Here is a 22,517-nt window from a genome sequence, read left to right on the forward strand (position 1 = left end):
GCCGAGAACCGTTCGCGAGGATGGTCCACGAGGGTCGTGACGGCAGGCGTTGGGTTGCGGACGCCTCGGCGTAATCCGGGTCGTTCCACGGGGAGCGCCGAAGACTTAGGGCTCTAGTCCGAGACGTCGCGAAGCTCGGTGGCGAACGAGAGTCTTCTGGTCGCGACGGCATCGCGTGCCGCTCCCAAGTGGAGGTCGGCGTCATGCCCTGCCTTCCGGAGTAATACCGGTAGCCGCAACCTTCCAGTCGTCGAACGTGGCATCGCCAAGGGACGCCATGATCTCTGCGATCCCGGCCAGGCCGACGTACGCGCCCGGGGTCGCACCCGCCAGTTCAATCGCCAAGCCGACGTCCTTGCGCACAATGGCCAACGTCGCGTCGTACGCCTCTCGCGACTGCGTCCATCCGCGCAGGTAGGACTGTGCCGTACCGCGACCGTCCGACAGAAAGTTCCGCCCAGTGCTGACTTCCAGCACGTCGGTTACGTCGTCGAGGTCAAGACCGCACTCAAGGGCAAGTCGATAGGCCTCGCCAGTGATCACGAGGTTGGCAGCGCAGACCATGTTGTTGACCAGCTTGAGTGTCTGGGCGTTCCCGACCGCCCCACACTCAAAGACTGCGCCCAAGGCGGACAGCGCCGGCCGTGCTTCTTCGATGTCGGTTTCGGTGCCGGCGACCAGCACCGAGAGTGTGCCATCCGCCGCCCGTGGTGGGCCGCCACTGACGGGCGCGTCGATGATGCGGATACCTGTAGTCAAGGCTGCGTCCGCGAACTCCTTGACGACCTCGGGCGAGATGGTGCTCATCACTGCGACCAATGGCCGAGTCCCGGACGGGACGCTGTGGACGATCCCTGACTCGTCGTACAGCGCGGCCCGGGCCTGAGCCGGCGTAGCCACCAAGAGCAGGATCAGGTCGGCGCTGCCGCACTCTGCAGGTTTGGTGGTGGTTCCGTTGCCTACCGCCCGAAAAGGCTCCAGTGCACGCGGATTCGCATCACACACCGTCACAGTGAAGCCAACTTCGGAGAGTCGGCGAGCAATCGGCGCCCCCATGGCGCCCGCTCCGACGACGGCTACTGACTTGATCACACGGTTCCTTCGAATCGTCGGGAGCGACTACGAAATCGGATGCGGAGTACGTCGGCCAGGTCGAGTTAGCCGACGTACTCCGCAGGTCAGGACCTCATGCGCCCAGTGGCGCGGAAGGTTCCGCGGGGGACCGTCAAGAGACGCCCCATGCCTTCAGGTAAGCCGAGCGGAAGTCGAACGACGTCGTAAACGATTCCCCGCTCTTGGCAGGCAGGTTCTCCTGGCTGTCGACCGTGGTGAACCCGATTCCCTCAGGGACCGTCGGCTGGTCATTGAACACGCGGTTCAGTTCGTCCACCGCGCCCCACGCCACCCAGCCGCTGTCATACGCTGATCCGTCGCCTGTCCACTGACCGCCTCGAACGAGGTCGAGCGTCTCGGAGGTGCCGAGGCCGCCGACGGCGGTGACGCAGTCGCTGCCGTACGGCGGGGCGCCGGTGCAAATCTTCTTGCCGGCGTCGCGGATTGCTTGGGATCCGCCCAACGATGCGGCCATGCCGTCGAAGGGCACATAGACCGCGGTGGCCTCGGGATGCTTGACCAGCGATGAGCGGAACGCGCTGGTCCACGGGCCGTTGGGAACGAAGTCTGCGGTGTTCCACTTGAGGGTGTCGACGACCTCGCAGCCCGAGCATTTCTTGATTTCGGCGAGGAAGCCGTCGTTGAGAAGTTGCTGCTGAGAGTTGGTCCCGGGGCTGTTGATGATCTTCGCCTGCCCCCCGGTCGCATTGATGAGGTACTGCGCGGAGTACTTGCCGAAGCCGCGCCAATAGTCGGTGGCGCTCTGCTCGGTCGCGTTGTACTTCATTTCGGCCGTGAACAGCGACGGACCCCCCGCGTCCGAGCAGTCGATCGTGTCCATGCCGAGGACCGGAATGCCCGCGGCCTTTGCCTCCTCGAGCGGCTGCTGCACGTCGGAGCACGGGAACGCGTCTTCGACGATGGCGTCGGCCTTCGCGGCGATGGCTGTGCGAATCGCGTTTGCGTACGCGCCGGCCACGCCGAAGTTGCCGTCGATGAGGTGGAAGTCCCACCCCATGGCCTCCGACGCCTTCTGCCCCTCAACGGCCTTGGCGGCGCAGTTTGGGGCCTGCTGGCCGCACGAGATCCAATAGATGGACTTGCCTGCGACGGGCTTGGGGGCGTCGGCCGGCGGGGCTGATTCGTTGCCCTTGTAGAGCTCGGGAAGGGTTGAGATTCCGATGCTGGCAGCATCAAAGCCGCCCGATGAGCCGGAGCCCGTGCCCGATGAGCCCTGGGACGAATCCGACGAGCATCCAGCAACGGCTACAACGGCGACCAGCAGCAATGCCGCAGGGATACCCCGCCGGTGAAACGGCAGTCGAATCATGTTGGTCTCCTTTAAATCGCCGGACCTGCCCGGCATCCTCCTGGCGTCGATCGCGAACTGCCCGAGGGTGCGACTGAACCAGAGTCCAATATTGGACAGGAATCTAAGGTGAGCGGTGTCAATGGTCAAGGTGGCTGGATGGTTTCGGGTGCGACCGTTACCCGACTGTGTCCGTCCTTGGGCCGTTCCTGCGTTGCGTCGGGCGGGCACCCGGAGACAGCTCGCCGGAACGCAGGAGCGTTGCGGCGGCCGTCCGGGGCCATTTTGTGCGATCAGCCTTGTAGGTCGTCGATGCATCGGTAGGCGATATCGAAGTACTCGGCGACGACGTCGGACCCGATGGTGCCTGCCTGCATCTGATTCATTACGTACGAGAAGGTGATCTGGCGATCAAGGTCTACTGTCAGCATCGAGCCACCCCATCCGCCCCAAAAGAACGTCTTCCCTTCGCGAACAAAGGGCACGCCGGCACACGGCAACGCGTACCCGATGCCCCACCGGAGAGGGATGTTGAGAAACATATCGATGCCGTCGGCTTGGGTCTCAAAGATCCGATCGATGGTCTCAGCGGACAGGAATCGGAGGCCCTCCGGGGACTCGCCCAGCGTGATACTTCGGAAGATGTCAGTCAGTGCTTTGGCGTTGGTGTGCCCATTCGACGCGCCGATCTGCGCTCGACGCCACGGAGCCGAGTTGGCTCGATCGATGTCCGCCATGGAGCCGGCGAGCGTCTTCGCCGCCACCTGAGATCGCAAATCGGTGGCATCTCCACTGACGTCGTCGGGAAGGGAGTCCGACATGTCGAGCGCTACCGGTGGGTAGATGGTGGCTACCCGGGAGAACTCGGCCTCGTCGAGGCCCAGGTGGTAATCGGCGTCCGCCGGCCCGGCAATCTCGTCCGCGATGAATTGCCCAAGCGTCTTCCCGGTGACTCGCCGGACGATCTCGCCGGTGAGGTGGCCGTAATTGCTGGCGTGGTACGCCGATGCGGTTCCGGGCGCCCACCACGGCGCTTGCCTAGCGAGGCGCGCTGCAGACGCGATGTGGTCGTACGGCTCCTCGTAGTGGAACGGGGTTTCCCAAGCAGACACGCCGGACGTATGGCCCAATACGTTGCGGACGAGGACGCCCTGTTTGCCTGCGGCTGAGAACTCGGGCCAATACCTCGCCACCGGCGCGTCGAGGTCGACCAGGTCCCGGTCCACTAGCATCAGTACGGCCAGGCTGGACAGCGTCTTGCTGGTAGACCAGACGTTGACCAAAGTGTCGCGGGTCCACTTGGCGGATCGCTCTCGGTCGCGCCAGCCGCCCCAGACGTCCGCTACGGACTGGCCGGCTACGTCGATGCTCAGCGATAGCCCGAGCTCGGTGCCGGACGCGAGGTTCGACTCGAGTGCGGCACGCAGTTTGTCCAGGCCCGGATGCCATTCGCCTTGGAGTTGAGGCTTGGGCGAGGAGTTCATAGTGGGTCCTTTCCTGGCGGACGATTGACGTTTGTGGCCGGGAGGGTCACGGCAAGGCGGTCGTCTCTTGAGAGATCGGCGAGCTGTCTGCAAGGCTGCAGAGCGCGTCGACCAGTTCGCTTGGGCGAGACAGCATCGGTGAGTGGCTCCCCGGGAGCTCGATGGGTGTGATCTGCAGGCGGGTTCGGCAGACCTCGCGGGACCAGTCGGGGCCGATGATCTCGTCCTCGGTGCACAGGATGTAGCTGGTTGGCGTGCCGGTGGGCCATGCCTGTAGCGGGCTCGTCTCGGTGAATGCCGTGAGTGCGGCGGATCTGACCAGGTGTTCCCAGGCAGATAGCGCCAGTGACTCCTCACAGTCTCCGTAATAGAGGCGTCGGGCGTCGGGCCACGACAGTTCGAGGCAGCCATCCTGATCGAGCGTGATCGGAGGCATGATGACGGCCGTTGGGTGCTCGGCGAGGTAGTTCTCGTAGGAACGGCCGACCTCCGGCACGTTGGCGCACAGAAATACCAACCGCTCGAGAGGGTATGTGGCGGCCACGACCGGGATCGCTAGGCCGGACAGCGAGTGTCCTACGAGGATCACGTCGTCAGGATTCCCAGCCGTCGCCAGGTCGGCGATGATCGCGTCGGCCCAGTCGGCGGCGCCGGCACCCGGAGAGTCCATCGGCACCTCCGGGGTGATGACCTGGTGGCCACGGTCTCGCAGAAGCGGTGCGACTAGGTTCCAATGCCAACTCCGATGGCCGCCCCCATGGACCAGCACGAACGTCGACATGAGCGCCTCACTCCCATTTGTTTGGACTGAAGTCCAATTTCTAACATTGGGACTGTAGGCACCTTGCTGGATGGCGTCAACGCCCTGATGTGACGTCAGGGCATTGCAACTCGAACCTCCATCCATTCGAATGGACTGTTGTCTAACTTTGGCCTGAGGTCTAGTCTTACGGGCGTCGCGGAGTGGGCACAGGCGAGGATGGACACCCGATCAACGACATGTCCGCTGGGCGGTCTTCATCCCACCGGGCGCTCAGCGTTGCGGGACAGAGAGCGAACGCGCGACGCAGGGCAGTGTGGTTGAGCGAGAACGGACGCTCAGGGTGAGCTGATCGTCTCGACCTCCACGGTGCGGTCTCGCGACAAGAGAGTACCGACGGCGGCCGAAGCAGGCGGCAACGAAATTCAGACTGGCCTAAAGGCAGACGAGGAGACAGGCAACGTGAGACTGGACGGCAAGGTCGCGATCGTGACGGGGGCGGGTGGCGGGATCGGACACGCGGTCTGTGAGCAGTTCCTCCTCGAAGGGGCTCGCGTCGTTGCGCTCGACCTGAATGAGGAGGCGGCCGCTGACGCCGTCGGCCGAGCCGCGATCGAGTCAGGTCAGGCAACCGCGCTGCGGTGCGACGTCGGCGATTCGGGGGAGGTTCAGGAGGCTGTGCGCCGCGCGGTCGCAACCTTCGGCAGCTTGAACACCCTGGTCAACATTGCAGGCGGCTCGACCAGCCGCGACGCCCGGGTTACAGACGTCCCCGAGGATGAGTTCTGGTCAACCATCCGACGCGATCTCTTTGGGACGTTTCTCTTCTGCAAGTACGGAATCCCACACCTGATCGCGGCTGGGGGTGGAGCAGTCATCAACTACACGTCGATGATGGCGCTCGTCGGATCGCCCGACCGGGATTGCTACACGTCGGCGAAGGGCGGAGTCTCGGCACTCACGCGTTCGATGGCGGTTGAGTACGGCGCACAGGGCGTCCGCGTGAATGCGATTGCGCCCGGGCTAACCATGACGCCGCGCGTCCAAGCGCGGTATGAGACGAGCGAGCTGGTGCAGGAGATCGGGCGTCGCCACCTGCTGGGCCCGTGTTACCCCATCGACATGGCACACATGACCGTCTACCTCGCGTCCGAGGAAGCGAGGGTTGTGACCGGGCAGGTGCTACCTGTCGAGAGTGGCGTGACCATTCAATGAGGTCGGACTTGAATCAAGGAGACGTCTCGATGACGCCGTCGGGTACTCCGACAATGTTGGTGACGGGCGGCGCGTCGGGAATCGGCACGAGCGTGGTCGAGCGGTGGCTGAACGCGGGTGGCCGCGTCGCGCTCCTCGATGTCAATGAAGAGGCAGTTCAGAAGGCGTGCGCCCGTCTTGGGACCGATCGCGTATACGGCCACGTCGCCGACGTACGCAACGACGCCGAGGTCGCAGCGGTCGTCGGCGCCGTTGCCACCACGTTCGGCGGCGTGATCGATGCAGTCGTGAACTGCGCCGGCATTGCTCAACCGATCGTCGCGGCCGAAGGTGCGGACGAAGACTGGACCCGGATGATTGACATCCATCTCAACGGAACCATGCGAGTATGTCGCGCCGCTCACCCGTATCTCAAGGCGTCGGGGCGCGGGGCGATCGTCAACATCTCGTCGATTGCAGGCACCTTGGGTCTACCGGGCCGTTCGAATTACTGCTCTGCCAAGGCCGGCGTCGAGGGCCTTACGCGAGGACTGGCGGTCGAGTGGGCGCCGCACGTGCGAGTGAATGCGGTGGCGCCCGGATACGTGCAAACCCCAATGATCGACACACTGATCGCCGACGGCAAGCTCGATGCTCGTCCGATCGTTGCCCGCACGCCACTCGATCGGTTTTGCGACCCAGACGAAATCGCCGCCGTCATCTGCTTCCTCGCCTCCGACCTGGCATCGTTCGTGACTGGCCAGACGCTCCGGGCGGACGGCGGACTGACGATCGATGGCAACTGGTATGGCGTGTCGTCGGGCGGAAACGATGACTGAGCAGTTCTTGGGAAGCCGGGTTGCAGTCATCACCGGGGCTGCAAGCGGTCTGGGCAGGGAGTATGCCGTAAGGTTCGCACGCGAAGGGGCTCGCCTGATCCTGGCAGATATCGTGCCGTCACGGCTTGAGCCTGGTGCGACATCCGCGCTTGAGGAGTTGCGAGATCGGATCGCCCTCGACGGCGGAAAAGCTGTCATCCACTATGGTGACATCGGTCAGGAGCGGACGGCCGACGACCTCATCGAATTGGCTCTGGACTCGTTCGGGGAGCTTGATGTCGTGGTCAATAACGCCGGCAACTGGTACGAGGGCGAACTGATCGACTCCGACGTCGAGGAGTGGGACTCGGTCCACCGCACGCACCTGCGCGGAGCATTCCTCACGACCAGGGCTGCGGGACGGCATTGGCGTCGACAGGGTTCCGCGCAGGCTGCGATCGTGAACACGTCCTCGCGGTCTGCTTTCAACGCCATCCCCACGCACGGCGCGTATGCCGCGGCAAAGGCAGGGGTCGCGACGTTGACTCAGATCGCGGCGAAGGAACTCCGCGCGCATGGCGTGCGAGTCAACTGCGTCGTCCCCGCGGCCCGCACCCCGATGGCCACACAAGTGACCGGGATGCGTGCGCAGCTCGCCGACCAGCGAGACGCTGGTGCGTTCGACGAGCTCGATCCTGCCAACGTCGCGCCGCTGGTCGCCTACTTGTCTAGCCGAGCCTGCCCGTTCAGCGGGCAGGTCCTGTTCTGCCGCGGGGGGACGGTTGAGATCTATGCGCCGTGGTCCTCGCGATCAGCGATGTCGAGGGACGGGGCGTGGACCGTGGCCGAGCTCGCAGATCAGCTGCCCGGCATCGTCGCCGACCTGTCGTGTGAGGAGGCTGAATGATCGTCATCGATGCCCAGGTCCACTCGTGGTACACGGACCGCCCGGATCGTCCGTGGTCTCCGCAGTATCGGCCGGCGAACGCACATAAACCGTCGTACCTTCAGCACGCTGGGCAGACCAACAGCCCTGACATGGTTCTCGCGGAGATGGATGCCGTGGACGTCGCTGGAGCACTGCTCGTCCCCGTCGGCGTGTATGGGACCGACATCGAGCTGGAGCTCGAGGCCTCGGAGCAGCACCCCGGGCGTTTCCAGACCATTGGGCTGATCGATCATTTGGACCCGGACCTGGCAGCACACCTCGAGCGCTCGGCGGCCAGGGGACTGCGTGGCGTCCGCATCCTCGAGATGCGTGAGCCCGAACGGGTCGCGAGGCACGAGTTCGACCCGGTCCTGCGCATCTGCGGCGATCTGGGACTGGTTGTCACGATGTCGCTCGCGCATCCGCTCGACCCGCAGCTGCCTGAGCTCTTCCGGCGCAACTCAGGGGTCTTCTTCTACATCGACCACCTGGGTACGGGGTTCGCCCCGCCGATCCTCGGCTTCCGGCCGTCCGAGCCCTTCGAGCACCTCCCGGCAGTGTTGGCGCTCGCCGAGATACCCAACGTGGGCATCAAGCTCACGGGAGCGCCGTCCCTGTCGTACGACCGGTACCCGTTTAAGGACATCTGGTCGCCGGTGAACCAGCTGATCTCGAGCTTCGGCGCGGACCGCGTCTCCTGGGGCAGTGACTTCAGTCGGACCAACGCCCTTCACAGCTACTGGGAGGGACGCCACTACCTCGCCGAGGTCCCGGGCATCTCGGAGGAGGAGCTCGAGCTCATCTACGGCCGCACGCTTATCACCAGGACGGGCTGGGATCCCACATCCAGTGATCCGCTGCACTAGCCAGAACACGGAGATCTGCATGCCTCTCGCGATCCGCGCGCTCCACGTCGGCACGATGGTCGATCACCCGAAGCGATCGGTCACCTTCGGCCGTGGCGACGGCATCACCGTCGATGTCGTCGTGATCATGTTCCTGATCACGGGCGGTGACCACCCAATCATCGTCGACACCGGGACCGGCTCTCCGGAGGAGACGCTCGCGCGACATGGCTTCCCCTTCGTGCGCCCACCCGAGCAGGCTCCGCTTGCGGCCTTGGCTGCCGCGGGAGTCGATCCTGCCGAGGTGAAGACGGTCGTCAACACGCACCTTCACTGGGATCACTGCTCCAACAATGACCTCTTCCCGAACGCCAGGATCCTGGTGCAGAAGGAGGAGCTCGCCTACGCCATCGATCCCCTTCCCACCAATCAGTGGACCTACGAGCGGCGCGCCGGCATCGAACCGTGCTGGATGAAGGGCTTCGACCGGATCGAGACCGTCGAGGGAGACGTCGACATCATGCCCGGCGTGCGGATCGTGCACCTGCCCGGTCACTCGCCAGGTTCGCAGGGCGTCGTCGTCGACGCCCCCAGCGGTCCCTATCTGATCGCCGGCGACTGCGTCACCTACCACGAGAACTGGGATGGCGACGAGCGCCTTGCCCACATCCCGAGTGGTGGTGTGACCAACATGCACGACTTCTTCGCGAGCTTCGACAAGATCGAGCAACTCGGCTGCACCGTCATCCCGAGTCACGACCCACGCGTGGTCGCGCGCGGCGTCTTCGCTTGAACCCTCCCTCCCGGGTCGAACCACCCGAGTCTGCCTGAAATGAGAGTGATCCCCTTGACCCTTGATTCCCCCGAGCTGCGTCGCATCCTGGACAAGGACGCCATATGGCAGTGCATGTTGCGCTACACGCGAGGACTCGACCGGCTCGACATTGACCTCTTCCGGTCCGCGTACTGGGAGGATGCCCGCTCCTGCCACGGCCACGTCAACGGCTCCGTCGAAGACTTCCTCGACTGGTGGCTGCCGATGCAGGGAGGCCGCGAGGTCGGTCAGCACGCGCTCTCGAATCACTGGGTGGAGTTCGACGGCGAGGATGCTGCGGACGCCGAGACCTACTTCCTCGCCTCGATCAAGAACCTCGACGCCGAGACCGTCGAGCTGCTCGCCGGGCGCTACGTGGATCGGCTCGAGCGGCGGGTGGGGGAGTGGCGGATTAAGACTCGGGTCTTGATCTTCGAGTGGCAGTCGGCCCTTGACGCTTCCGACATGCCTGCGCGCCTTCTGCACAACCACAAGGGAAGTCGCGACCTTCATGACCCGTCGTACGAGCGACCGGTTGCCCCCCGCTTGACGACACCCAACGCGCCCGCCTGATGCCTGGTGCTTCATCGGTGGGAACCACTTGACCGCAAGTGGAGACCAAACTAGATTGATGTCCAAACTTAGACCACGGTCCATTGAAGGGCATCAGTAGAAAGTGGTCGGCGACTCAAGGAGAGATCCACCATGCGAGATGCGGTCATTGTCGACGCGGTGCGTACACCCATCGGGAAGGGCCGGCCGAACGGCGCTCTCCACCAGATCCACCCGGCAGACCTGCTGGCGCGCTCCTTGGACGCGCTCATCGACCGGACCGGGATCGACCCGGTCCTCGTCGATGACGTGATCGCCGGCTGTGTGACTCAGATCGGTGAGCAGGCACTCAACATCGGCCGGACCGGCCTCCTCGCTGCCGGGTTCCCCGAGAGCGTGGCAGCGACCACGGTGGATCGGCAGTGCGGAAGCAGTCAGCAGGCGGTCCACTTCGCGGCGCACACGATCATGGCCGGCGGATACGACATCGCGATCGCCTGCGGTGTCGAGTCGATGAGCCGCGTCCCGATGGGATCCGACACCCCGGAGGGCACCGACGTCTTCGGGTCGCGGTTCGACCAGCGCTATGCAGACGGAATCCCGCACCAAGGCGTCGCGGCTGAGCTGATCGCCGCCAAGTGGAACCTGTCACGCCAGCAGCTCGACGAGTTCGCGCTCGCGAGCCATGACAAGGCTCATCGCGCGACGGTCGACGGTGCCTTTGCGAACGAGCTGATCAAGATGGACGAGCTCGCGCAAGATGAAGGCATTCGAGTCGGCGGCACGATGGAGTCGATGGCCAACCTGGCCGCAGTCTTCTACGACGCCGAGGCCGAGAAGCTCTTCCCGCAGCTGAAGTGGGTCGTGACTGCCGGCAGTGCCAGCCAGATCAGCGACGCCAGCTGCGCGATGCTGATCACCTCCAGCGAGACGGCCAAGGAGCTCGGCCTCCCGATCAGGGCCCGCATCCACTCCGCTGCCGTGGCGGGCGATGACCCGGTCTACCGGTTGACCGCACTCATCCCGGCGACGCAGAAGGTCCTCAAGAGCTCGGGTCTATCGATCTCCGACATCGGCGCCTTCGAGATCAGCGAGGCGTTCTCGCCGGTCCCCCTCGCCTGGCAGGCCGAGACGGGAGCCGACCTGTCCAAGGTCAACCAGCGCGGGGGCGCCATCGCTCTCGGACACCCGGTTGGTGCGAGCGGGGCTCGCCTCATGACCACCCTTCTCAACACAATGGAGGCAACCGGTTCCCGGTATGGGCTCCAGGCCATGTGCGAGGGTGGCGGCGTCTCGAACGCCACCATCATCGAGCTGGTCTCCTGAGCCTCACTGCGTCGAGAGGCCACGAGTTCATGGCTCAGGATCAGACAGCACAGATCAGCGGCTACCCGGCCGTGGAGGCCCTACGTCTAGAACGCCGCGGTCAGGTGCTGGTCGTGTCGATGAACCGGCCAGATCAGCGAAATGCACTGAACGCCGAGCTGCGTGGAGCGCTGCGGCAGGCCTTCGATCGGTTCGACCAGGATCCTGAGCTGCGCTGCGCCGTTCTCACCGGGATTGGCCCCGCGTTCTGTGCGGGGGGTGACCTCAAGGAGATGGCCGAAACGAACATGCAGGTTCCGCCCGAGGACTCCTTCGTCATCCTCGGTAGCAAGGGGCGGTTGGAGAAGCCGGTGATCGCCGCCGTCAATGGGTACGCGCTCGCTGGGGGCTTCATGCTCGCCCAGAACTGTGATCTTGCGGTCGCGTCGGAGCAGGCGCGATTTGCGATCAGCGAGGTCAAACGTGGACGAGGGGCGCCCTGGGCGGTGCCGCTCATGGCGATGCTGCCCAAGCGAGTGATGATGGAACTACTTCTGACCGGCGACCCGATCGACGCTCACCGCGCGTACGAAGTGGGCCTGGTGAACAAGGTTGTACCAGCGGACGAGCTCCTCGACGCAGCTGTCGCCCTGGCCCAGACGATCGCTGACAACGCACCGCTGAGCGTGTGGGCGGCCAAGCAAGCGGTCGAGCTCGCCACCGAGATTGGCGAGTCCGACGCGCTCCGCGCGTCCCACCTCCTGTACCACCGCGTCTACACCAGTGAAGACGCAGCCGAGGGTCCACGGGCGTTCGCGGAGAAACGGACACCCCGCTGGACCGGTCGGTGACCTCAGAACTCCCCACGGAAGGAAGCATCAACAGTGGCTATCGAGCGACTCCCGCACCTCGAGGATCGGCGTGACCTGCGTGACGCCGTCCAGGCGCTCTGCGGCAAGTTCCGTCTGGAGTACTGGGAGGAATGCGACCGGGAGCACCGGTTCCCCGATGAGTTTCGCCGCGACTTCGCGGCAGGCGGTTTCTCCGGGGTCATCATCCCGGAGGAGTACGGCGGCGGCGGCGGGACCATTGGCGACATGGTGGCAGTCCTCGAGGAGGTGGCTGCCGGTGGCGGCGCGCTGAACGCTGCGAGCACCGCGCACATCCCGCAGCTCTGCGTGCCCTCCCTCCTCAAGTTCGGGTCGGAGGAGCAGCGCAAGGAGCACCTGCCGAAGATCGCCGCCGGCGATCTCTTCGTGACATTCGGCGTCACCGAGCCGGACGCGGGGACCGACACGACAAAGATCTCGACCCGAGCCACGCGCAAGGGCGACAACTGGGTCATCAACGGCACGAAGGTCTGGAACACCGGGGCGCTCCAGGGTGACAAGATCATGCTGCTAGCCCGGACGAGCACCCCAGAGGCCGGTCAACGCAAGGGTGAGGGTCTGACACTATTCCTGACCGACCTCCGGGCCGACAACATCGACATCCGGGCGATCCCGAAGATCGGCCGCAATGCGGTCGCTTCGTGTGAGGTCTTCTTCCGCGACCACGAGATCTCCGGTGCTGATGTGGTCGGCGAGGTCGGCCAGGGCTTCTACCACCTGCTGCACAGTCTCAACGGCGAGCGGCTGTACATCGCCGCTGAGGTGCTCGGCATGGGGCGCTGGTCGATCGAGAACGCGGCGCGGTACGCCGACGAGCGAGTCGTCTTTGGCCGCCAGATCGGCATGAACCAGTCGGTGCAGCACCCGCTGGCGCGCGGCTACCTGAACCTCCTTGCTGCGGGCCTGGTCTTGAGTCGTGCGGTGGAGGAGTACGAGGCCAAGGGTGGAGCCGCAGCGGGCACTCTTGCCAACGCGTCCAAGTACCTGGCCTCCGAGGCCGCGTTCCAGGCCGCTGACGACGCGATGCAGGTATTCGGCGGCTACTCCTATGCGCGGGAGTACCACATCGGCCGCTTCTGGACCGAGACCAGGATCCAGCGGATCGCGCCGATCAACAACCAGATGATCCTGAACTACATCAGCGAGCGCAGCCTCGGGCTTCCGCGCAGCTACTGACGTGATTACTGACGAGCAAGGAGCGGAATGAAGGCGATCGGGCACCACGAATTTGGCGGGCCAGAGGTTCTGCAGGTGATCGAGCTTCCCGATCCGGAGCCGCGGGTCGGCGAGATCAGGGTTCGGGTCTACGCCGCGGCCGTCAGCCCCACCGACACCCTACGGAGAGCGGGTGTCCGAGCCCTGGACGGCCAGCCGGCGACCGAACTGGCGGACCAGGACTTCCCGCTCGTTCCTGGCATGGAGTTCGCTGGAGTAGTCGTCGAGATCGGCCCCGACACGGACGCCGATGTCAAGGTCGGTGACCACGTCATGGGGGCGATGGTTCCCAGCGGCACGCGCGGCTCGTACGCGGAGCAGGTGGTTGTCCCGGCAGACTCGGTCGTGCGTACACCTGCGGGTGTCGACGACGTCGCTGCCTCAACGCTGCCAATGAACGGACTTACCGCATTGATTAGCATCGATGCCCTCCAGGTCGCTCCCGGTCAAACGATCGGCGTCACTGGCGCAGCGGGGACCTACGGCGGGTATGTCGTCCAGCTGGCGAAGGCCGCTGGGCTGCGGGTGATTGCGGATGCGGCCGAGAAGGACCGGGACTTGGTGGCGTCGTTCGGAGCAGACGTGGTCGTTGCACGAGGCGACGATGTCGCGGACCGGTTCCTCGAGGCTGCGCCAGGCGGACTGGACGGCCTCGTCGACGGCGCAGTACTCAACGAACTGGTCGTGGGGGCCGTGAGGCCGGGGGGCCGCCTTGTCACCGTCAGACACTACGAATCCGAACCGATCGGTGGGGTGACCTTCCACGCCGTACGCGTCCGATACTTCGTCCATGACCGGGCCAAGCTTGAGCAGCTCCGCGAACTCGTCGACAGCGGTCAATTGACGCTGCGGGTCGCCCAGACGTTTCCGGCGGCGGACGCTTCCGAGGCGCACGAGGTGTTGGCGAGAGGCGGAACCCGCGGCCGGCTCGTGCTGACGTTCGACGACTGACGAGAGGATGGACGACGGTATGAGCGAGCCGATTCCCGACGGCGATGCCATCATCCAGCGGATCCAGGATCGGCGTGGTCACGTGTGGCCACTGCACCACCTGATGGCGGAGTTGGACCCGGGCTTCCTGGACATCTTCGACGATGCTTACTGCCACACGATGGGGATCGACCCGGCCCCCGGTGAAGACAGCCTCCCGGTGCGCTACCGAGAACTCATCTGTGCATGTGCCTGCGCCATGATGCCCGTCCCGATCGAGGTCACCACCCATCATCTGGAGCGCGCGTTCGACCATGGCCTCACTGAGAAGGAGGCGGCTGAGGGATTCCACGCGCTCCTGATCCCGGCGGGTGGCATTGCGGTCTCCAATGGTGCACGAGCCCTTCTCCATCTCCGTGGTCAGGCTCGGAACCCGTCATCGACGAGCACGTCCTAAGGAGGAGATGAGCATGACGAGCAGTGACGGTCCAGTTGGTCTCATCACGGGCGGTGCCTCCGGCATCGGTGAAGCCACGGCCGCTCTCTGGGTCGAACGCGGCGGTCGGATCGCGATCCTCGATCGAAGCCAGGAGGCGATCAACGGAGCGCTCGAGCGTCTCGGCCCAGGAGCCGTCGGGGTCCTGGCGGATGTAACCGATCCGCCGACCCTCCGTGCCGCTGTGGCGGAGGCCGCGGGTGCCTTCGATGGGCGGCTCGACGCGGTGGTCAACTGTGCGGGTATCGCACGACCGATCTCGGCGGCAGATGGTGACGACGACGAGTGGAGCGAGATGGTTGACATCCATCTCAACGGGACGATGCGAGTCTGCCGTGCCGCACGGCCCTACCTCCTGGCGAGCGGCCGGGCGGCGATCGTGAACGTGTCATCGATTGCCGGCTCGATCGGGATGCCTGGCCGGTCGAGCTACAGCTCAGCCAAAGCCGGGATAGAAGGCCTGACCCGTGCCCTCGCGGTCGAATGGAGCCCCGAGATTCGGTCCAACGGCGTCGCGCCAGGCTTTGTCAAGACGCCCCTGTCCGATGCAATGGTCGCCGCCGGCAAGATGGATCCGGCGCCGGCCATCGCTCGCACGCCGCTTGACCGGTTCGCTCGCCCGGAGGAGATCGCGGAGGCGATCTACTTCCTGGCATCCCCTGCAGCGTCGTTTATCTCGGGCCAGATCCTTCGGGTCGACGGCGGCATCACGGTAGAGGGCGATTGGTACGCAGCGCGCCGCACCGGATGAGACTGCATGACTATGACTGCCGCTTTGCGGTCTTGGGGCGTCCAGTGCCCTGGGCGCTCAGCGGCTGTCGCGGGGAGTAGATGCCATAGAGCACTACGTTGACGACGGTCAGCAGCTCCGTCTCGAGATCGAAGGCCGGCGGCTCGGTCGCGATCCACTGATCGAGAACCGCAAAGTAGGCCGTTGCGATGATCAGCCCAGCCTGGCCGGCGTGGACGTCGTCCGGAGCCTCGCCCGAGGCTCGCGCTGACCGGATGATGTCGGCCAGCTCATCGGCCAGCGCCGGATGTGCCAAGAAGTTGGTCTGCTGCAAAGTGGCCGACAGCAGTGCCCGTGTCTCATCCCGAGTCTCCACACTCATGTGGGCCATCTCCGTCATGTACCGGTGGAGAACCCGATCCAGCGACCATCCCGTGCCATCGACACTCGCGAGGGACTCGGTCGCGCGCGCCCGCCGACGAACGGTCCACTCGTCGAGGAACGCCGTCTTGCGGGGAAAGTAATTGAAGACGGTGGCGCGTGCGAAGTCGGCACGATCGGCGATCTGCTCCATCGTGGTCTCGTCGAAGCCCTGCTCAATGAACAGTTCCACCGCCGCGGTGTAGAGCTGGTCGCGCCGGCGCTGTCGGCTGCGCGTCCGCCGGTCAGAGACCGGGGCCTCCGCTTCGGCTGCCGGCGGGACGGCGTCAGTGTCTGGGCGGGTCATCGAGTCCCCTTACTGGTGAGTGCTTGACTCAGGATTGCCAGTGAACTAGGTTTCTGTCCAATCTTAGACTCAAGTCTAATTACCGATTGGACTTGGACCATATCTCTAGCAGCGCCGATTGTGAAGGATTCTGCACATATGACTGACGCGATGCCTCTGGATGGGATCCGTGTCCTCGAATTCGCGCACGCGATGGCGGGCCCGTTCTGCGGCGGTCTCCTTGGTGACTTCGGTGCCGAGGTGATCAAGGTCGAGCGGAAGGGGACAGGTGACAGCCTTCGTCGTATGGGTCCGGTCGGGGCGGAGAGCCTGTGGTTCACCATCAACGGTCGCAACAAGAAGAGCGTCGAGGTCGACCTCTCCGATCCGGATGACAACGCGTACGTCAAGTCGCTCGCGGCGTCGAGTGACGTCATTCTGGAGAACTACCGCCCAGGTGCCATGGAGTCGTTCGGGTTGGGGTGGGACGACGTCCAGAAGCTGAACCCGCGGACGATCATGCTGCGGATCTCCGGCTTCGGCCGTGGTGGTCCGTACAGCGAGCGACCCGGCTTCGGCAAGATCGCCGAGTCGTTCAGCGGCGCCACGAACATCACCGGCTACCCGGGCACTCCGCCGGTCCACCCTGGCTACTCTCTCGCCGACCTCAACACCGGCATGTACGGCGCGTGGGGGATCATGCTCGCTCTCTTCGAGCGCGAGCGCTCTGGCAAGGGTCAGATGATCGATCTCGGCCTGTACGACGGCCTGTTCCGGATGATCGAGTGGCAGGTGCCCTTCTATGAGAAGCTCGGCATCGACGCCCAGCGAAATGGCGCATCCTTCCCGTTCGAGGGGGCGTTCGTCACGGAGATCTGTCCGGCCAGCGATGACGCGTTCGTGGTGGTGTCGGCTGCGACGACCACCACGATCGAGAACCTGATTGCCTTCCTTCGCAGAGAAGGCGAGTACCAACAGGAGGTCTCTGACTCCCGTGAGGCATCTGCCGCCCTGCGTCGTTGGGTCGCCAACCGCCCGGCTGATGAGGCGATCAAGCTGCTCACCGACGTTCGTGTGGTGGCCGATCGGGTCTATCGCCCGAGCGACCTAGCGTCCGACCCGCACATCGAGGCGCGCGGGAGCCTTGTTGCGGTCGAGACCGAGGAATACGGCACGGTGCGAATGCCCGCACCCGTGCCGCGGCTCTCCAGGACCCCCGGTCGGATCACCTCGCCAGCACCCAAGCTCGGCCAGGACAACGGCAAGATTGAACTCTGAGGACCGACCAGTGACTACGAATACCTCCGACCTGCTGCGCTTCGGCGCGTTCTCGGGCTTCTATGGCGACAATCCCGACAACATGGGAGTCCTGCTCCAGGAGGGCGTCGACGTGCTGGTCGGCGACTATCTCGCCGAGCTCACGATGCTCATCCTGCGCAAAAACGAGATGCGCGGTGCGCCTGGCTACGCTCGAACGTTCGTCACCCAGCTGCGAGACAACCTTCCGCGAATCGCAGCGGGAGGCGTGAAGGTCGTCGCCAACGCCGGTGGGCTGGACCCGGAAGGCTGTGCTGCCGAGATCCGAGGGGTCATCCAGAGCCTTGGCCTCGAGCTCACCGTCGCCGCCATCACGGGCGACGACCTGACTGAGGCGCTTGCCGGCGAGCTCGGGCAGACCATCGAGCTCGCCAACATCGACACCGGCGAGATCCTCGAGCTCGGGCAGCACGAGATCATGACGGCGAACGCCTACCTCGGCGCTTGGCCGATCGTTGCAGCGTTGGAGGCCGGTGCCGACATTGTGGTGTGCCCGCGAATGACCGATGCATCGTTGGTCGTCGGCCCCGCCGCTTGGCACTACGGCTGGGCGGCCGACGACTACGACCAGCTCGCTGGCGCAGTCGTGGCCGGCCACGTGATCGAGTGTGGTGGCCAGGCCACAGGCGGGAACTTCTCGCACTTCCATGAGTACGACGACCTGGGCTACCCGGGACTACCCATTGCTGAGATGGCCGCGGACGGAAGCTGCGTGATCACCAAGGTCAAGGACTCAGGCGGCATCGTCACGGTCGACACCGTGAAGTCGCAGCTCTTCTACGAGATCGGCGGGCCGGAGTACCAGAACCCGGACGTGATCACCGACCTGACCTCGCTCGCCCTGGTGGACCTCGGTGGCGACAGGGTGGAAGTCACCGGAGTTCGCGGAGTAGTGCCGACCGGCACCACCAAGCTCGCTCTGACCTACGAGGGTGGCTACCGCAACTCGATGACCGTGGGTCTGACCGGTGCGCACGTCGAGGAGAAGGTCGCGTGGCTGCGTCGTCAAGTCGAAGGACGTGTCGGCGCCGAGCACTACTTCGACGGGTTTCGCGTTGCGGTGATCGGCCCGGCCCGTGACATCGACGGCAACTATGACGAGGCCACCGCGCTCGTGACATTCAACGTGCGCGACCGCGACCCCAAGAAGGTCAGTCGACAAGCGTTCGCCGACCGAATCGTGCAGATCTGCCTGGCGAGCATCCCGGGCTTCTATATGACAGCGCCCCCGGCGAAGGAACGCCTCTACGGCGTCCAGTGGCCGTGCCTGATCGACAAGTCCGTGCTCACGCCGGTAGTCAAGATCGACGGGTCGTCCGACAGGCCGGTGTTGTGGCCACAGCCGGACGGAGAGCCGGGAACCGGCTCGACGGAAGTCGTCACGCAAACGGCGCCGACCGCAGTTGGCGGTCCCGTGGTTCGCGTGCCACTCGGCACGGTTTTCGCGACACGATCGGGCGACAAGGGCGGCAAGGCCAACGTCGGCATCTGGGGGCGTTCTGAAGAGGGCTACGACTGGCTGCGTTCATTCCTGACGGTTGAGCACTTCCAGGAACTCGTTCCTGAAGCAGCAGACCTGAAGGTGGAGCGGCACGAGTTCCCGAACCTCCTCGGAGTCAACTTCCTTGTCTACGGCTACCTTGAGGACGGCGTCTCGTCCTGCCTGAGAATCGATGCCCAAGCCAAGGGAGTCGGCGAGTACCTCGCCAGCAAGACCGTCGAACTGCCAGGGTCCCTGCTCCCCGAGCCGGGAGGCGCCCGCCCGTGACCCTCAAGATTCATGCCCTTCACGTTGGCACCCTTCTGGGTTTGTCGAAGGCGGCTGTGACGTTCCAGCGCGGATACTTCGAACGGATCGACGTTCCCGTGATCATGTTCGTGATCACCGGGGGCGAGCACACGATCGTTGTCGACACCGGCATCTCAGACGCTGAGAGCGCTCTGGCGCGCCATGGAATCACGGTCGCCCGTCCCGAGGATCAGGACCCTCGTACGGCGCTGGAGTCGATCGGGGTGGACCCGGCCGATGTCGGCACTGTGGTGAACACCCATCTGCACTGGGACCACTGCGCCAATAACTATCTCTTCCCGGACGCCCAGGTGATCGTGCAGAAGACAGAGCTCGAATACGCCGTGGATCCGTTCGAGCCAAACCTGAAGGTCTATGAACGGCGATCGGGGATCACGCCTGACTGGATGCGCAGCCTGGGTAGGGTCCGTTCTGTCGCCGGTGACGTGGAGCTCGAGCCGGGGATCAGTCTTGTGCATTTGCCTGGCCACAGTCCTGGCTCGCAGGGCGTCCTCGTCCACGCGGCGGGCGGTGACTACCTTGTCGCCGGAGATTGCGTCAGCTGCTACGAGAACTGGACCGGCGACGCCCTCGCGCGTCACATCCCCGCTGCATTCACGGATCTCGGCGCATACATGAAGAGCTTCCGCAAGATTGAGGCCCTCGGTTGCGAGGTTATCCCGAGCCACGACCAGCGCGTGCTGGACCACCGCGTCTTCAGCTAGCAGGCACGACCTCCCGAAATCGCTTGTCCACTTGCCGCAAGGAGCCACCGTGCCGTCATACGACGACTACCAACTGATCGCCGTCCAGGCAGAAGGCCGCATCGTCACGGCGAGCGTGTCGAACGGACCTATGAACCTCATTACCGGTGAGCTGCTCGGCGAACTCGACCGACTCACGGTCGAGGTGGAGGCGGATTCAGACGCACTGGTTCTTGTGCTGAAGAGCGCGACGCCCGGCTTCTTCATCTGCCATGCCCGGTTCGACAACCTCGGCGCACTGAGGACGGAGTCCACGCCGGTCTCGGTCGAGGACGTGCCGATGAACCCGGTGCAGCGCCTCTGCGAACGGCTGCGTTCGATGGACAAGGTCACCATCGCCCAGGTGGAAGGCCGAACGACAGGGGGAGGTGCCGCGATCGCCATGGCGTGCGACTTGAGGTATGCCGCGATCGGGGGTGCTGTCTTCAACAGCTTCGGCGTCTCGATCGGCACCGGCCTCGGCGGTGGGGGATCTGTATTCCTGCCGCGGCTGGTGGGCCGATCCCGAGCGATGGAGGTCATCCTGGCGGGGCTGGACCTCGACGCGGTAACAGCCGATGTCTGGGGCTATGTCACTCGCTCCCTTCCAGCGGGGGAGATCGACGGTTACGTCCACACGATCGCCAATCGGATTGCGATGAGCGTGCCTGATGTCATCCGCCGCACGAAGGGCCTCGTCGCTGGTTCGGAGAATCTGACGATCGAGGATGGACTCAGGGCGGAGAACTTCTCGATGCAGCTCACGGCAGGAACGCCTGCCGCGGTCGAGGCGCTCGCGGCGTTCTTAGAACTCGGCGGCGAGACGATCGAGGGCGAGCAACGCATGGAAGAACTCCTCGGCGATGTGCTGGTGAAGACCGGATCCGCGAGCTCGGCGGCCCGCGAAGAGGAGTGATGGTGAGCACTGATTCCCCCGATGGTGGGACCCTGTCGAACCTGCTCAAGGAGGACCGCCGGTTCGAGCCGCCGGCGGAGATCGCCGAGCACGCCAACCTCAAGGAGGAGGCGTACGACCGGGCGGCGTCGGACCGTGACGCGTTCTGGGCGGAGCAGGCCGAGCGCCTGGACTGGGCCCAGAAGTGGGACCGGGTCCTGGACTGGGACGACGCGCCGTTCGCCAAGTGGTTCGTGGGCGGCAAGCTCAACGCGTCGTACAACTGCGTGGACCGGCACGTCGAGGCCGGCCGCGGCGAGAAGGTCGCGATCCACTGGGTCGGCGAGCCGCTCGATGACACCCGCGACATCACCTACGCCCAGCTCAAGGACGAGGTCAGCAAGGCCGCCAACGCGCTCACCGAGCTCGGCGTGCAGACCGGCGACCGGGTCGCGATCTACCTGCCGATGATCCCCGAGGCCGTCGTCGCGATGCTGGCCTGCGCGCGGATCGGCGCCCCGCACACGGTGGTCTTCGGCGGCTTCTCGGCCGACGCGCTGGCCTCGCGTCTGGACGACTGCCAGGCCAAGGTCGTCATCACCTCCGACGGCGGGTACCGCCGCGGCGCCCCCTCGGCGCTGAAGCCTGCGGTCGACGAGGCTCGCACCAAGACCGACGTCGTGGAGAAGGTCCTCGTCGTACGCCGGACCGGCCAGGACCTGGGTGAGAACGGGTGGGACGACAGTGTGGATGTGTGGTGGCACGACGTCGTCGACAGCGCCTCCTCGGAGCACACACCCGAGGCGTTCGACTCCGAGCACCCGCTCTACGTCATGTACACCTCGGGCACGACCGGCAAGCCGAAGGGCATCCTGCACACGACGGGCGGCTACCTGGTCGGCACGTCGTACACGCACTGGGCGGTCTTCGACCTCAAGCCGGAGACCGACGTCTACTGGTGCTCGGCCGACATCGGCTGGGTGACCGGCCACTCCTACATGGTCTACGGGCCGCTCGCGAACGGCGCGACGCAGGTGATGTCGCCCCCGAGCGCGGCCGCTGGTGGCAGATCATCCAGGACTACAAGGTCACCATCTTCTACACGGCGCCCACCGCCATCCGGTCGTTCATGAAGCAGGGCCGCGAGATCCCGGACCGCTTCGACATGTCGTCGCTGCGCATCCTCGGCTCGGTCGGCGAGCCGATCAACCCGGAGGCCTACGTCTGGTACCGCCACGTCATCGGTGGCGACCGCACCCCGGTCGTCGACACGTGGTGGCAGACGGAGACCGGGATGATCATGATCAGCCCGCTGCCGGGCGTCACCCACGGCAAGCCCGGCTCCGCGATGATCCCGATCCCGGGAATCTCCGCCGACGTGGTCACCGAGGACGGCACCTCGGTGCCGAACGGCTCCGGTGGCTACCTCGTGCTCACCGAGCCGTGGCCGTCGATGCTGCGCACCATTTGGGGCGACGACGAGCGCTACAAGGACACCTACTGGTCGCGCTACCCAGCGACCGACGACAGGCAGGGCTGGTACTTCGCCGGCGACGGCGCGAAGAAGGACTCCGACGGCGACCTCTGGGTCCTCGGCCGGGTCGACGACGTCATGAACGTCTCCGGCCACCGGCTCTCCACCACCGAGATCGAGTCGGCGCTCGTGTCGCACCCGAAGGTCGCC

21 protein-coding genes and 1 pseudogene are annotated in these 22,517 nt (G+C 65.1%); 17 read left to right on the forward strand and 5 right to left on the reverse strand.

The features are described from left to right. Window positions 1-201 precede the first annotated feature (201 nt). The 4 genes from ASC77_RS25830 to ASC77_RS25845 form a co-directional block, all read right to left on the reverse strand. On the reverse strand, window positions 202-1,092 hold the full coding sequence (locus ASC77_RS25830; RefSeq protein WP_082575339.1) for an NAD(P)-dependent oxidoreductase: 891 nt from the start codon (window positions 1,090-1,092) through the stop codon (window positions 202-204). Between the two features lie 133 nt (window positions 1,093-1,225). Further along, window positions 1,226-2,443 carry a sugar ABC transporter substrate-binding protein gene (locus ASC77_RS25835; RefSeq protein ID WP_162249866.1) on the reverse strand — a complete coding sequence of 406 codons (1,218 nt, stop codon included), beginning with the start codon at window positions 2,441-2,443 and terminating at the stop codon, window positions 1,226-1,228. Between the two features lie 272 nt (window positions 2,444-2,715). Beyond that, the gene (locus ASC77_RS25840; RefSeq protein WP_056160210.1) at window positions 2,716-3,906 is read right to left on the reverse strand and encodes a serine hydrolase domain-containing protein; all 1,191 of its coding nucleotides are present in this window, start codon (window positions 3,904-3,906) and stop codon (window positions 2,716-2,718) included. A 46-nt stretch (window positions 3,907-3,952) separates the two neighbouring features. Next, complete coding sequence (locus tag ASC77_RS25845; RefSeq protein ID WP_056160213.1) at window positions 3,953-4,687, reverse strand: alpha/beta fold hydrolase; 735 nt, start codon at window positions 4,685-4,687, stop codon at window positions 3,953-3,955. 441 nt (window positions 4,688-5,128) lie between these two features. On the opposite strand from ASC77_RS25845, the gene ASC77_RS25850 reads away from it, so the two are divergent. From ASC77_RS25850 to ASC77_RS25905, 12 genes are all read left to right on the forward strand, one after another. After that, window positions 5,129-5,881, forward strand: coding sequence for an SDR family NAD(P)-dependent oxidoreductase (locus tag ASC77_RS25850; RefSeq protein ID WP_056160215.1), 753 nt, complete (start codon window positions 5,129-5,131; stop codon window positions 5,879-5,881). A gap of 29 nt (window positions 5,882-5,910) precedes the next feature. After that, window positions 5,911-6,699 (forward strand): SDR family NAD(P)-dependent oxidoreductase, encoded by a 789-nt coding sequence (locus tag ASC77_RS25855; protein WP_056160217.1) that lies wholly within the window; start codon window positions 5,911-5,913, stop codon window positions 6,697-6,699. Beyond that, window positions 6,692-7,585, forward strand: coding sequence for an SDR family oxidoreductase (locus tag ASC77_RS25860; protein ID WP_056160219.1), 894 nt, complete (start codon window positions 6,692-6,694; stop codon window positions 7,583-7,585). Before ASC77_RS25855 ends, ASC77_RS25860 begins: the two co-directional genes overlap by 8 nt. Beyond that, window positions 7,582-8,472, forward strand: a complete 891-nt coding sequence (locus ASC77_RS25865) for an amidohydrolase family protein (protein ID WP_056160222.1) — start codon at window positions 7,582-7,584, stop codon at window positions 8,470-8,472. Before ASC77_RS25860 ends, ASC77_RS25865 begins: the two co-directional genes overlap by 4 nt. Before the next feature lie 19 nt (window positions 8,473-8,491). After that, window positions 8,492-9,244 (forward strand): N-acyl homoserine lactonase family protein, encoded by a 753-nt coding sequence (locus tag ASC77_RS25870; protein WP_056160225.1) that lies wholly within the window; start codon window positions 8,492-8,494, stop codon window positions 9,242-9,244. Between the two features lie 54 nt (window positions 9,245-9,298). Then, entirely contained in the window at window positions 9,299-9,838 is a 540-nt protein-coding gene (locus tag ASC77_RS25875; protein ID WP_162249867.1) for a nuclear transport factor 2 family protein, read from the forward strand. A gap of 132 nt (window positions 9,839-9,970) precedes the next feature. Then, window positions 9,971-11,143, forward strand: a complete 1,173-nt coding sequence (locus tag ASC77_RS25880) for an acetyl-CoA C-acyltransferase (protein ID WP_056160232.1) — start codon at window positions 9,971-9,973, stop codon at window positions 11,141-11,143. Between the two features lie 29 nt (window positions 11,144-11,172). Further along, a complete protein-coding gene (locus ASC77_RS25885) occupies window positions 11,173-11,973 on the forward strand; it encodes an enoyl-CoA hydratase/isomerase family protein (RefSeq protein WP_056160235.1) in 801 nt (266 codons plus the stop codon). A 33-nt stretch (window positions 11,974-12,006) separates the two neighbouring features. Next, window positions 12,007-13,188, forward strand: a complete 1,182-nt coding sequence (locus tag ASC77_RS25890) for an acyl-CoA dehydrogenase family protein (protein ID WP_056160237.1) — start codon at window positions 12,007-12,009, stop codon at window positions 13,186-13,188. Window positions 13,189-13,263: 75 nt separating this feature from the next. Then, window positions 13,264-14,178 (forward strand): NADP-dependent oxidoreductase, encoded by a 915-nt coding sequence (locus ASC77_RS25895; RefSeq protein ID WP_200945141.1) that lies wholly within the window; start codon window positions 13,264-13,266, stop codon window positions 14,176-14,178. Window positions 14,179-14,197: 19 nt separating this feature from the next. Then, the gene (locus ASC77_RS25900; protein ID WP_162249868.1) at window positions 14,198-14,614 is read left to right on the forward strand and encodes a carboxymuconolactone decarboxylase family protein; all 417 of its coding nucleotides are present in this window, start codon (window positions 14,198-14,200) and stop codon (window positions 14,612-14,614) included. A gap of 13 nt (window positions 14,615-14,627) precedes the next feature. Next, window positions 14,628-15,404: an SDR family NAD(P)-dependent oxidoreductase gene (locus ASC77_RS25905; protein ID WP_056160313.1), complete on the forward strand. Its 777-nt coding sequence runs from the start codon at window positions 14,628-14,630 to the stop codon at window positions 15,402-15,404. A gap of 10 nt (window positions 15,405-15,414) precedes the next feature. Here the strand turns inward: ASC77_RS25905 and ASC77_RS25910 are convergent, their stop codons facing one another. Beyond that, window positions 15,415-16,110: a TetR/AcrR family transcriptional regulator gene (locus ASC77_RS25910; RefSeq protein ID WP_082575344.1), complete on the reverse strand. Its 696-nt coding sequence runs from the start codon at window positions 16,108-16,110 to the stop codon at window positions 15,415-15,417. A 138-nt stretch (window positions 16,111-16,248) separates the two neighbouring features. On the opposite strand from ASC77_RS25910, the gene ASC77_RS25915 reads away from it, so the two are divergent. The 5 genes and pseudogenes from ASC77_RS25915 to acs all read left to right on the forward strand — a co-directional run. Next, window positions 16,249-17,367 carry a CaiB/BaiF CoA transferase family protein gene (locus ASC77_RS25915; RefSeq protein WP_056160245.1) on the forward strand — a complete coding sequence of 373 codons (1,119 nt, stop codon included), beginning with the start codon at window positions 16,249-16,251 and terminating at the stop codon, window positions 17,365-17,367. Window positions 17,368-17,377: 10 nt separating this feature from the next. Continuing rightward, entirely contained in the window at window positions 17,378-19,174 is a 1,797-nt protein-coding gene (locus ASC77_RS25920; RefSeq protein ID WP_235548003.1) for an acyclic terpene utilization AtuA family protein, read from the forward strand. Beyond that, window positions 19,171-19,920, forward strand: coding sequence for an N-acyl homoserine lactonase family protein (locus ASC77_RS25925; protein WP_056160248.1), 750 nt, complete (start codon window positions 19,171-19,173; stop codon window positions 19,918-19,920). The genes ASC77_RS25920 and ASC77_RS25925 overlap by 4 nt, the downstream gene beginning before the upstream one ends. A gap of 49 nt (window positions 19,921-19,969) precedes the next feature. Further along, entirely contained in the window at window positions 19,970-20,854 is an 885-nt protein-coding gene (locus ASC77_RS25930) for an enoyl-CoA hydratase/isomerase family protein (RefSeq protein WP_056160251.1), read from the forward strand. Next, window positions 20,854-22,517 (forward strand): annotated as a pseudogene (gene acs / locus ASC77_RS25935) (acetate--CoA ligase); the annotation flags it as partial. The gene ASC77_RS25930 and the pseudogene acs, both read left to right, overlap by 1 nt.

Origin of the sequence: Nocardioides sp. Root1257 (assembly GCF_001425175.1) — a bacterium.
In the GTDB taxonomy this organism is placed as follows: Bacteria; Actinomycetota; Actinomycetes; order Propionibacteriales; family Nocardioidaceae; genus Nocardioides.

Coding starts and splice junctions, on each gene's coding strand:
- ASC77_RS25835 (WP_162249866.1), bottom strand. CDS start 2,443: ATGATTCGACTGCCGTTTCACCGGCGGGGTATCCCTGCGGCATTGCTG.
- ASC77_RS25840 (WP_056160210.1), bottom strand. CDS start 3,906: ATGAACTCCTCGCCCAAGCCTCAACTCCAAGGCGAATGGCATCCGGGC.
- ASC77_RS25845 (WP_056160213.1), bottom strand. CDS start 4,687: ATGTCGACGTTCGTGCTGGTCCATGGGGGCGGCCATCGGAGTTGGCAT.
- ASC77_RS25855 (WP_056160217.1), top strand. CDS start 5,911: ATGACGCCGTCGGGTACTCCGACAATGTTGGTGACGGGCGGCGCGTCG.
- ASC77_RS25860 (WP_056160219.1), top strand. CDS start 6,692: ATGACTGAGCAGTTCTTGGGAAGCCGGGTTGCAGTCATCACCGGGGCT.
- ASC77_RS25865 (WP_056160222.1), top strand. CDS start 7,582: ATGATCGTCATCGATGCCCAGGTCCACTCGTGGTACACGGACCGCCCG.
- ASC77_RS25870 (WP_056160225.1), top strand. CDS start 8,492: ATGCCTCTCGCGATCCGCGCGCTCCACGTCGGCACGATGGTCGATCAC.
- ASC77_RS25880 (WP_056160232.1), top strand. CDS start 9,971: ATGCGAGATGCGGTCATTGTCGACGCGGTGCGTACACCCATCGGGAAG.
- ASC77_RS25885 (WP_056160235.1), top strand. CDS start 11,173: ATGGCTCAGGATCAGACAGCACAGATCAGCGGCTACCCGGCCGTGGAG.
- ASC77_RS25900 (WP_162249868.1), top strand. CDS start 14,198: ATGAGCGAGCCGATTCCCGACGGCGATGCCATCATCCAGCGGATCCAG.
- ASC77_RS25905 (WP_056160313.1), top strand. CDS start 14,628: ATGACGAGCAGTGACGGTCCAGTTGGTCTCATCACGGGCGGTGCCTCC.
- ASC77_RS25910 (WP_082575344.1), bottom strand. CDS start 16,110: ATGACCCGCCCAGACACTGACGCCGTCCCGCCGGCAGCCGAAGCGGAG.
- ASC77_RS25915 (WP_056160245.1), top strand. CDS start 16,249: ATGACTGACGCGATGCCTCTGGATGGGATCCGTGTCCTCGAATTCGCG.